We start from the raw sequence: 10,253 nt of genomic DNA, 5'->3' as shown, positions 1-10,253 counted from the left end.
CCCATGAAGATCTGTATGTTGCCGTCGGGAATGCATTTGAAACGGCAGGGCGGCGACTACTGGAGTATACCAGCCGTCAACGTGGTGAGGTGAAATTTCATGAAGAGGTGCCCAGCGCCCGCATCACTCAAATTTTTCCACAAATGGATTACGGCATCCTAACCACCCCCGGAAACCGCGAAATCTATTTCCATCGCAACAGCGTGCTTGACGGAAATTTCAATGATCTGGAGATCGGAATGCAAGTTCATTTTGTTGAAGCATCAGGGGATCGAGGTCCCCAAGCCAGCACCGTCAGAGTATTGAAAAAGTAGTCCGGTTTTATTCGACCTCGCCGGAACTTGCGATTTATTGCCGTTCCGCCTCGAATGTCTCGCGGCACTATCCGCAAAATATCCATGCCGGAAAGGTGCCGTGAGATATGAAACCCGAGACAACATACCGTTTATTTTCGTTTTTTCATAGGAACAATCCCGTCTTCGGCCAGATATGCATGGATGTTTTCCGGGGAAAAATTGATGATGTTCTTGGAAATCTTGTGGATCACGTATCCCTTCCGGTCCAACGTGTCAATGTGGGGATACAAAAACCGGCGCATCCTCGCAGATACCGCAAGTATGATGGTGCGTGAATGTTCGGCCTCGGCAATCTTTTGAATCTGGTCGAAAACCGTGACGGCGAAACGACGTCTCAGTTCATCCAGGTGCTGATCCCGCTTGTCGTCGTAGCCATGGACGTTTCCGCCCCGAGGGGCGACGCCACGGCCGGTTTTCGAGTCCGAAAAGATCTCCTGGCCGTCTTTGAGCTCCTGATTTTCGAGCTCGGTTCGAAGCGTTATTCTGGGCCCGGATTCCAGTTCGGGAAATTCGACCGGTTCGAGTGTAAAAAAACGTGCCAGCGAACGATTGACCACTACGATGAGATGTTCACTCATAATGCTTATCTCCTTTCCCATTTAAAAGAATTCAAATCGCATCTATACCCTTAGACCTGTATTTCAGGACTGACGACGCTAATGGACTGTGATGGAGATACAAAGTGGACTGAAAACCTTTCGCCACCATCCTTCAACCGGTCTATTCGATAGCGGCAACTTCGCTTTGGAGTATTCATAAACTCCGGCATGGCAGGGTATGTCTTGAAAAAGACTCGACTACCCGCTATATTATGATCCCAAATATTTTCGCGCTGGACATCTCACTACTTGAAGTTTCTCGAGATTCCATGAAATGCTGATCGACGCCCTGATGATGTTCTATCTTTTTCAAACTTATTTGATTCAGGATGTCCTGGATCGGGTTTTACAAAAACCGCTGTCGGCAGCGTTCCGTTCATCACCATAAGCAATAGCTTAATATATGATGCTTTGTGTTTTATTTTCAAGAGGATTTCTTTTTAAAGATTGCAGGTGAGGTGATATGGACACATTCAAAGTATTCCCCGACAACATCATCACGGATTCGGGGCCGGTGTCGCGCGAATTCCTGGACCTGGACATCGGCACTTTCATGGCGGCGTGCCGCTTCGTTCACGAATTGCCCTATGGATACAATTCCGATCGGGACGACCTGATGATTCTGTTCAAGGAACGTTTCGGCTCCTGCACCACCAAACACGCCGTCATCGCCACCCTGGCCGAAGAGTTGGGGCTGCCCATCCATAAGGCGGTCGGCATCTACGCCATGAACGAGGAGATCGTCGCCGGCGCAGACGCCATTCTCAAAAAGTACGGTTTGCCCTATCTCCCCATGCTGCACTGTTTTCTGGTCTACGGCGATCACAGGGTCGATCTGACCGAAGGCAACCGCAACGGAAAAAAGCGATCCATCGAAGAATTCCTCCATACGGAAAAGGTCATCCCCAACATATCGAAAAAAGACGAATATCTTCTCTACCGAAACGCTCTCACCAATACCGTTTTGCGCCGAAAGGAGCTCGACGGGATCAATGTGAAACAGATCCTGCACGCGCGGGAAGAAGGGCTCGCCCTGCTGAAGGCCAACATAAGACAGGCATGATTCAAACTGAGGAGATCGAAAGCCGTCCAGGACGGGATAATTTCAATCGATATTCCGAGCAAGGCGTCCAGCACCTGATATAGTTCGCCGCTTCAGAGCTTTTGGATACAACGTCGGCCCACCTGAAACACTGCTTCGATATGGGGTTCCACGATAACTGGAATGAATCGTGAGTCTTGAGATCTTCGTACCGCAGCTTCACTGCAGCGCAACCCCGAATTGGGCTCAAGACCTTTGAGAGAAATCCGATCCATCGTCATCGAGTTCCGAAAAATACCGCTGAATTGACGGAAACAAAGACCATTGAACGACATGAAAGGGGGAAAAAGATCATGAAAGATTATGATTCCGATCTGTTGCGACAGATTGTGAGAAATCGGTATGCCGAGACCGCGAAAGGATCCTCGTGCGGTTGCCGGCCCGGCCCGTCGATGTCATGCTGCGGCGCTTCCCAAAACGGAGTCGATGCCGTGAACCGACTCATGGGGTATTCAGGAGAGGAGCTCGGCGGCGTTATCGAAGGGGCAAATCTCGGGTTGGGGTGCGGCAACCCCACCGCGGTCGGGAAACTCAAGCCCGGAGAAACGGTCCTCGACCTGGGCAGCGGGGGCGGGTTCGATTGTTTTCTGGCAGCCAGAAAGGTGGGAGACAAAGGCCGCGTCATCGGCGTGGACATGACGCCGGAAATGCTGAGTCGCGCCCGGGAAAACGGCGTCAAGATGGGGGCGGCCAACGTTGAGTTCCGCCTGGGGGAAATCGAGCATCTGCCGGTGGCGGACAACAGCGTGGACGTCATCATCTCCAACTGCGTCGTCAATCTGTCGCCGGAAAAGGGACAGGTCTTCCGGGAGGCCTTCCGGGTCTTGAAATCCGGTGGACGCCTGGCTGTTTCCGATGTGGTGGCCACGGCCGAAATGCCGGATCACCTGCGTGAACAGGCCGCCCTGTTGACCGGATGCATCGCCGGAGCGGAGCATGTCGATCGGATCCGCAGCCTCCTGAATGCGGCCGGATTCCGGGACGTCACTATCGCGTTGAAGCCCTACAGCCGGGAGCTGGTCAAGGAGTGGTTTCCCGGAAGCGGCGCTGAAAAATATGTGGCATCGGCCGATATCGAAGCGATCAAGCCATAAGGAGGGACGATGAACGAAGACCCCGGAAGAAAACAGAATCTGATGCAGGATTTTCTCGACAATATCCGGTTGTCGCGAAGATCGTTCGTAAAGGCATCGGCCGCGACCGGCGCGGCGGTTACCCTGGGTGCCGGCGTATCGCTGGATCTCAAGGCCCTGGCCAGGACGACAGGTCCGACGGCGGAGGGACAGGGGCGGTGGATGCCGTCCACTTGCCAGGGGTGCACGTCATGGTGCTCGAAACAGGTCTATGTCATTGACGGCCGTGCCGTAAAGGTTCGGGGCAACCCCCATTCGAAGGTCAATGTGGGCGCCGGCTGTCCCCGACCCCATCTGGCCATCCAGCAGGTTTACGACCCCGATCGCATCAAGACCCCCATGAAACGGACCAACCCCAAGAAGGGAAGGGACGAGGATCCGAAATTTGTCCCGATTTCATGGGACGAAGCCCTGGGCACCATTGCCGACAGGATCATGGAATTGCGAAACAATGGCGAACCCCACAAATACATGCTCATGCGCGGCCGGTACACCTACATGCGCGATATACTCTACGATCGCATGACCAAGATCATCGGGTCGCCCAACAACATCTCCCACAGCGCCATCTGCGCCGAGGCCGAAAAATTCGGGCCCTACTATACTGAAGGATTGTGGGATTATCGTCAGTACGACGTCGAAAACGCACGCTATATCCTCATCTGGGGCGCCGATCCACTGGCGGCCAATCGCCAGGTCTCCTATTACTCCAAGGCCTGGGGAACCGTCATCGATCGGGCGCAGATCGCCGTGGTCGAACCGAGACTGTCGGCAACCGGCGCCAAATCGGATGTCTGGCTGCCCATCGAACCGGGACACGACGGGGCATTGGCGACGGCCATCGCCCATGTCATTCTCACCGAAGGACTCTGGCACCGCGAATTTGTCGGCGATTTCAAGGACGGCCTCAACCGGTTTCGAACCGGACAGGATGTTTTGGAAAGCGATTTCGAAGAAAAACATACCTACGGCCTGGTCCGATGGTGGAACCTGGTACTCAAGGATAAGACGCCGGAATGGGCCGCGCCCGAGACGGGTCTACCGGCCGATCAGATTCGACAGGTGGCACTCGACTTTGGGAGAGCGGCGCCCCACGCGATTTCATGGGTCGGGGGCGGTCCGGTGATGCAGGTGCGCGGGGGATACGCCGGCATGATCTGCCATGCCCTGAACGGGTTGGTGGGCTCCGTGGACAACACAGGGGGCACTCTTGCACCCAACAAGGTGTATACCCAGGATTTTCCCGAACCCGATGATTTTCTGGACGATATCGCCAAAACCGGCAAGCAGCATGAAAAGATCGATCAGCGCGGCCGTCTCGAATTCCCATCCCTGAACGGCGGCAAGTCCGGCGGCGGCGTGGTGACCAACAACGCGGCGGACGGCATCCTCGACGCGGACCCCTACGACATCAAAATGGCCGTCGCCTATATGAACAACTTCACCTTCTCCTGCGGACAGCCGGAACGATGGGAGCGGGCCCTCGCCAAAATTCCCTTCCTGGTGCACATCACCACCAACGCATCCGAGTTCTCCTGGTTTTCGGATATCCTTCTGCCCTGCACTCACCATCTGTTCGAGAAATGGGGCTACATCAAGGTCCACGGGAACGGTTATCGCCACGTATCCCTCATGCAGCCTATCATCAAGCGGATCGGCGACTACAAGACCGATGAGACCGAAATCCCCTGGCTCATCGCAGAGAAGCTTGCGGAGCGGGGTTTCGACAACCTGCTTCGCCATTACAAGCAATACAGGGACCCGGAAACCGGAGAGGCGCCGACCACTGCCGAGGAATTTGCCCTCTATGCCCTCAAGTATGCCACCCACAAGGTATGGAATCCCGCTCTTCACGAGGGCGGCGACAAGTTCGACGGTTGGGAAGAGTTTGTCAGGATCGGGGTCTCCAATTCCGATCCCTATCCGTTCCGCAAACGATGGGGCAAAATGAAAACCCGGACCGGGATGTTCGAATTCTACAGTGAAACCCTGAAGGAGGCCCTGACAAAACATGCCGAAAAACACGGCGTGGACGTCGATAAGGTCATGGAAACGTGTGACTATGAGGCCCGGGGAGAGCTGGCGTTTGTGCCGCATTATGAACCACCTGTCACGAGCGGTGATCCGGAGGACTATCCACTGCTTTTCGTCGATCACAAATCCCGCCTGAACCGGGAGGGACGATCCGCCAACTGTTCATGGTACTACGAATTCAAGGATCTCGACCCCGGCGATGAGATCTGGGACGACGTGGCCAAAATCAATCCGGTGGACGGCAAAAAAGCAGGGATCGCCACCGGAGACCGCATTCGCCTGACATCCTCCACCGGCAGCATCGAGTGCACGGCAAAGCTGTGGGAGGGTGTTCGCCCCGGCACGGTGGCCAAATGTTACGGCCAGGGCCACTGGGCCTACGGACGACTGGCGTCCAAGGTGTTCGGAAAGGTTCCTCGGGGCGGCAACAACAACGATCTCATTCCCGCCGTCTATGAACGGTTGAGCGGCAGCACCGTCCGCCATGCCGGTACCCGAGTCAAAATCGAAAAGATTTAGGAGGTCATCCCATGCCCAGATATGCCATGGTCATCGATCTGCAACGCTGCGTCGGCTGCGGGGCCTGCAGCATCGCCTGCCGCAGCGAAAACAATGTCCCGGACGGGATCTACTGGTCGAACAAGATCACCGAAACCTCCGGAATCTTTCCCAACGTCCGCTACCACTATATCCCGACACTTTGCAACCATTGCGAAAACGCACCCTGCGTTCGGGGTTGCCCCACGCAGGCCATGCACAAGCTGGATAACGGCATCACCATGCACGACCCCGACAAGTGCATCGGCTGCAAGTATTGTGAATTCAACTGCCCCTATGGGGTCATCTACTTCAACTGGCGGAAGCCACATCCCTTCTGGCGGGACGAAACGCCGCTGATGGCGGGCGGAACCTTTTCGCCCGCGGAAGAAAACCGGAAGGCCGGCGGCAACGTCATCCCCTATTACAACCCCGAGCGCGAAGACACGCTCCCAGGCATTCGCCCCAAGGGCGTGGTGGAAAAGTGCACCTTCTGTGACCATCGTCTCCGTCGGAACCTATTGCCCCGATGCGTGGAGGCCTGCCCGGCGGACGCTCGAATATTCGGCGACATTTCCGATCCCGAAAGCGAAGTGAGCCGGCTGCTGGGCAAATTCCGTCCGTTCCGCCTTCGGGAGCAGCTTGGCACGGAACCTCACGTCTTTTATATTCGCGATTTCAATCCGGCACATTACCAGCCGACGAAAGGAGGTGTCTGATGACCGCGTCAAAAGGTGCATACGTGATTTGGCTCGGACTGATCGGAACGGCCATCGCAGCCGGACTCTATGCCGCGTTTCGCCTCCTGACGGAAGGCCATTACCTGTTCAACGCCAACGACGTGCTCATGTGGTCGCTGCCCTTGGGTGTCTATATCTATCTGGCCCTGACCAGTTCGGGGCTGACCCTGCTGGCGTCGCTCCCCATGGTTTTCGGGGTCGAAAAATTCGAGCCCATCGCCAAACGAACGGTATTCCTGGCCATCGCAACCTTGGTAGGCGGCTTTGTCGCCATCGGACTGGAGCTCGGCGATATCTTTCACATGGCTTACATCATGATTTCCCCCAACCTCAGCTCCCCCATCTGGTGGATGGGATTCATCTACAGTGTAGAACTGGTGGTCCTGATCGTCAAATTCCAGCGACTGCATGTGGGTGACCGAAACAGCGCCCTGAGCAAAGCCATGGGCCACATCTCCTTTGCGGCGGCGCTGGTTGCACCGCTGATGATCGGGTCCGTTTTCGGCCTTACCGAATCCCGGGTAAGCTACTTCGGACCGGTGATGTCCATTTACTGTCTGCTGATGGCCGTCCTGAGCGGCACGGCCCTGTGCCTTTTTTACAACCTGACCCTGTCGAAGGTCAGCGGCGATAAAATGCCTGACGCCCATGCGGCCGTTTGTGACGACGTCACACGCATCTTCACCTACACATTAGGGACGGTGATCGTCTTTACCCTTGTCAAAGTGGCCATCGAATCGGCCACCGTCATTCCGGACTTCCTCAACTATCGCCGGTATGCCCAGATCTTCGGCGGCATCGGCAAGCTCAACACCGAAGTGCTGCTGGGCCTTTTTCTGCCCTTTCTGCTGATGGCCGTGCCGTCCGTTCAAACGCGCAACGGCGTTCGGCTCATCGCCGCCGCCCTCGTGCTGCTGGGGACCATGGCCATGCACATGGAAATCTTGATTGCCGGGCAGAGCCGTCCCATCGGACCCAAGGCCGAGCAGTTTCCCGAGGTCGTCCATTATGCCCCCAGCGGGTATGAATGGCTGGTGATGCTGTTCTCCATCGCGGTAGCCTTGATGCTTTACACCCTCGGGGAACGCTATCTGAAGCTGGAAAAGACCGCGGAGCCTTGAGGCGGCGGCACCATATCGCCCCAAGTCCTGGGAATGGAGATACCTGAGCCGTCGCCGAACACGCCGTCATCCTGAAACGTGGAGAACATCGAGAAATGGATCTGAAAGAAGAGTTGATCGCCCGGGAAAGGGCAAAAGCCATGATATATCGTAGACTTGCCGACGCGTTTCAGCTGCCGGAAAAAGGCCTCTCGACAATTCTTCGCCAACTCGCCTCGGCGTTGTCATCCCTCGGTTCCACCGCACGGCATGACGCCGAGGCGCTCTTCGAAACCTATCGAGCGACAAAGGATATCCAGGCGCTCCAGGTGGAATATACCCGTCTTTTCGCGGGGCCTTTTCTCGCGGCCGCCCCGCCATACGGGTCTATATATCTGGAGAAAAAACGTGTCCTGATGGGTCCCTCTACTCAGGACGTCCAGCGTCATTACCGGAGCGTTGGGGTGGACGTGTCGCCTGCGTTCAAGGATGCGCCGGATCACGTCTGCGCCGAATTGGAATTCATGTACGTCCTGATCCGGAACGGCATCCATGCCGTCGAGACCGGAGACGACGCCATGCTGTTGGAGGCCGTGCAGCACCTGCGAAAATTTCTGACGGGACACATCGGCGCCTGGCTCCCGGTCTTTGCCGACAAGGTGATCGCGCACGCCCGGACGGACTTCTATCGCCGGCTCGCTTCGGCGGCAAGGACCTTTATCATCGAAGAGATTGCCGCCCTGCCGAGGGTCCGGATTCAGCCTCCCCAACAATAACCTCCCCAGGATCCGCCGCAGTGTTGCCGGCCGGGAGGCATTCCCATCTCCGGAAATGACGCCTGAAAGGCCTCTCCCGTTATCGAGAAGGGATTCGCCTTGCATTTTCGGAAATACATCGCCCATGGACCCTGCGCCGGTCTTGACATCAAAACAGGCCTCTGATACACAATCACGTAAATTTTAATTTTCGTGTTGATTATCACGGCGACCCGACAGGGTGCGCTACAGGAGGCCGATATGTTCTTTCATACCGCCGGTATCGAAGTCGCGCCGTGGATTCCCCCCCTGGTGGCTTTCATCATTTCGTTTTTCACCTCCATGGGGGGCGTTTCCGGTGCTTTTCTGCTGCTGCCCTTTCAGATGTCTTTTCTGGGGTACACGAATCCTTCGGTCAGCGCCACCAATCAGCTTTTCAACATCGTTGCCATTCCCAGCGGCGTCTATCGCTACTGGCGGGAAGGGAGGATGGTGTGGCCCCTCACCTGGATCGTCATCGCCGGCACCCTGCCCGGGGTGTTTATCGGCGCCGTGGTTCGCGTGGCCTATCTCCCCGATCCGAAGAACTTCAAGCTCTTTGCCGCAGGCGTGCTGCTCTATATCGGGCTCAAGATGGGCCGGGATCTGCTGAAGAAGGAATCGGGCAACAGCGGGAAAGCCGGCAGCGAACGGCGCTTTCAGGAAATGGTGCGCCGTCACCGCTCAAAAGCCGAAGATGAAAAGAATACCATCGACACACCCCTTCCCGCCGTCAGAGTGACCCACTTCAATCTGAAGCGCCTCGGCTATACCTTCTATGATGAATCTTTTGATGTTTCGTTCTGGGGCATAGCATCCCTCAGTTTCATCGTCGGAATTGTCGGCGGGATCTACGGCATTGGCGGCGGGGCCATTATCGCCCCGTTTTTCGTGACCTTTTTCGGGCTGCCGGTCTATACCGTGGCCGGGGCGGCCCTGATGGGGACCTTTGTAACGTCGGTGGCCGGGGTCGCCTTCTACCAGGCCATTGCTCCGCTATATCCCAATATGGCCGTTGCACCCGACTGGCTGTTGGGCCTCTTGTTCGGGCTGGGAGGAATGGCGGGGATGTACCTCGGTGCCCGCTGCCAAAAATTGATTCCCGCCCGATGGATCAAATGGATGCTGGCCGGCGTCATCGTCGTTACCGCCCTGAAGTACGTCGCCGCCTTTTTCGGGTGGTAGGGTAAATCTTTCCACACCCGTTGAAAGGATCTGTGGAGCGGTTTTCGAAAATCTTAGAGCGAATTTGAACGCACCGATGTGAAACACTTGCCCCAGGATGCGGAAGCAGCTGAGGAGTGGGGGCTCCCTCTCGGAATTCCACGAACGTCGGTGATCGGGACAACATCGAATGTCACTTTGAACTTGCTTTTTCTTGAGCAAACAGGTATCGGTTCAACAAAACAATAGGGGATGGAGTCCCTCCTGATAACCGCCCGGGCCGGGCTGATGACTCCTGCCGACAGTAGTGTCCGGCGGGTTTTGTCAAACAGGGCCCGCAGGCGGTTTTTTGTTTCCCGCAAATGTTCAGGATCAGGGTCGCCGCCGCGATGGTTTTCTTCAAAGAGAAAGATTCGATAAAAATGGGAGATTGGGTTCAGGCATGGATTCAGGTAAAAACAGCTCTTTCGGAGGCTTCGCAACTATTTTCGGAGGTCCTGCGCATATTGACCGAGGGCGTCCGGACATGGCAGCCGGCGCTGAAAAAATTGGCATTGGTCATGTGCGGTGGCGGCCTGGGCGCGGCAAGCCGCTATGGCATCGGCTTGCTGTCGGTAAAACTCTGGGGCATCCATTTCCCCTGGGGCACCATGACGGTCAACCTCGTGGGGTGTTTTTTTATCGGGCTGATCTT

The 10,253-nt window shown here is 56.1% G+C and carries 10 protein-coding genes and 1 riboswitch; of the genes, 9 read left to right on the top strand and 1 reads right to left on the bottom strand.

The window, feature by feature from the left end; translation table 11 throughout:
* On the top strand, positions 1–314 hold a 314-nt coding region (locus AB7S84_RS14145; protein ID WP_428155195.1), incomplete at its 5' end, for a cold-shock protein.
* A 131-nt stretch (positions 315–445) separates the two neighbouring features.
* Here AB7S84_RS14145 and AB7S84_RS14140 read toward each other — a convergent pair.
* Entirely contained in the window at positions 446–934 is a 489-nt protein-coding gene (locus AB7S84_RS14140; RefSeq protein ID WP_428155193.1) for a host attachment protein, read from the bottom strand.
* Positions 935–1,418: 484 nt separating this feature from the next.
* Here AB7S84_RS14140 and AB7S84_RS14135 point away from each other — a divergent pair, with 484 nt between their 5' ends.
* From AB7S84_RS14135 to AB7S84_RS14100, 8 genes are all read left to right on the top strand, one after another.
* Positions 1,419–2,018 carry a hypothetical protein gene (locus AB7S84_RS14135; RefSeq protein ID WP_428155191.1) on the top strand — a complete coding sequence of 200 codons (600 nt, stop codon included), beginning with the start codon at positions 1,419–1,421 and terminating at the stop codon, positions 2,016–2,018.
* A gap of 332 nt (positions 2,019–2,350) precedes the next feature.
* On the top strand, positions 2,351–3,151 hold the full coding sequence (locus tag AB7S84_RS14130) for an arsenite methyltransferase (RefSeq protein ID WP_428155189.1): 801 nt from the start codon (positions 2,351–2,353) through the stop codon (positions 3,149–3,151).
* Positions 3,152–3,160: 9 nt separating this feature from the next.
* Entirely contained in the window at positions 3,161–5,743 is a 2,583-nt protein-coding gene (locus tag AB7S84_RS14125; RefSeq protein WP_428155187.1) for a molybdopterin-dependent oxidoreductase, read from the top strand.
* An 11-nt stretch (positions 5,744–5,754) separates the two neighbouring features.
* Positions 5,755–6,480 (top strand): 4Fe-4S dicluster domain-containing protein, encoded by a 726-nt coding sequence (locus tag AB7S84_RS14120; protein WP_428155185.1) that lies wholly within the window; start codon positions 5,755–5,757, stop codon positions 6,478–6,480.
* Complete coding sequence (gene nrfD / locus AB7S84_RS14115; RefSeq protein WP_428155183.1) at positions 6,480–7,622, top strand: NrfD/PsrC family molybdoenzyme membrane anchor subunit; 1,143 nt, start codon at positions 6,480–6,482, stop codon at positions 7,620–7,622. The genes AB7S84_RS14120 and nrfD overlap by 1 nt, the downstream gene beginning before the upstream one ends.
* A 95-nt stretch (positions 7,623–7,717) precedes the next feature.
* Positions 7,718–8,377 (top strand): TorD/DmsD family molecular chaperone, encoded by a 660-nt coding sequence (locus AB7S84_RS14110; protein ID WP_428155180.1) that lies wholly within the window; start codon positions 7,718–7,720, stop codon positions 8,375–8,377.
* Positions 8,378–8,617: 240 nt separating this feature from the next.
* Positions 8,618–9,580, top strand: coding sequence for a sulfite exporter TauE/SafE family protein (locus tag AB7S84_RS14105; RefSeq protein WP_428155177.1), 963 nt, complete (start codon positions 8,618–8,620; stop codon positions 9,578–9,580).
* 218 nt (positions 9,581–9,798) lie between these two features.
* Positions 9,799–9,864: riboswitch (Fluoride riboswitch) on the top strand.
* Between the two features lie 117 nt (positions 9,865–9,981).
* On the top strand, positions 9,982–10,253 hold a 272-nt coding region (locus tag AB7S84_RS14100; protein WP_428155174.1), incomplete at its 3' end, for a CrcB family protein.

It is taken from the genome of Desulfococcus sp., assembly GCF_050178255.1.
Classification (GTDB): domain Bacteria; phylum Desulfobacterota; class Desulfobacteria; order Desulfobacterales; family Desulfococcaceae; genus Desulfococcus; species Desulfococcus multivorans.
Note: the sequence above shows the minus strand (reverse complement) of the source record. Positions and strands in the feature narration are given on the sequence as shown.

Coding starts and splice junctions, on each gene's coding strand:
- AB7S84_RS14120 (WP_428155185.1), top strand. CDS start 5,755: ATGCCCAGATATGCCATGGTCATCGATCTGCAACGCTGCGTCGGCTGC.
- AB7S84_RS14140 (WP_428155193.1), bottom strand. CDS start 934: ATGAGTGAACATCTCATCGTAGTGGTCAATCGTTCGCTGGCACGTTTT.
- AB7S84_RS14125 (WP_428155187.1), top strand. CDS start 3,161: ATGAACGAAGACCCCGGAAGAAAACAGAATCTGATGCAGGATTTTCTC.
- nrfD (WP_428155183.1), top strand. CDS start 6,480: ATGACCGCGTCAAAAGGTGCATACGTGATTTGGCTCGGACTGATCGGA.
- AB7S84_RS14135 (WP_428155191.1), top strand. CDS start 1,419: ATGGACACATTCAAAGTATTCCCCGACAACATCATCACGGATTCGGGG.
- AB7S84_RS14130 (WP_428155189.1), top strand. CDS start 2,351: ATGAAAGATTATGATTCCGATCTGTTGCGACAGATTGTGAGAAATCGG.
- AB7S84_RS14110 (WP_428155180.1), top strand. CDS start 7,718: ATGGATCTGAAAGAAGAGTTGATCGCCCGGGAAAGGGCAAAAGCCATG.
- AB7S84_RS14105 (WP_428155177.1), top strand. CDS start 8,618: ATGTTCTTTCATACCGCCGGTATCGAAGTCGCGCCGTGGATTCCCCCC.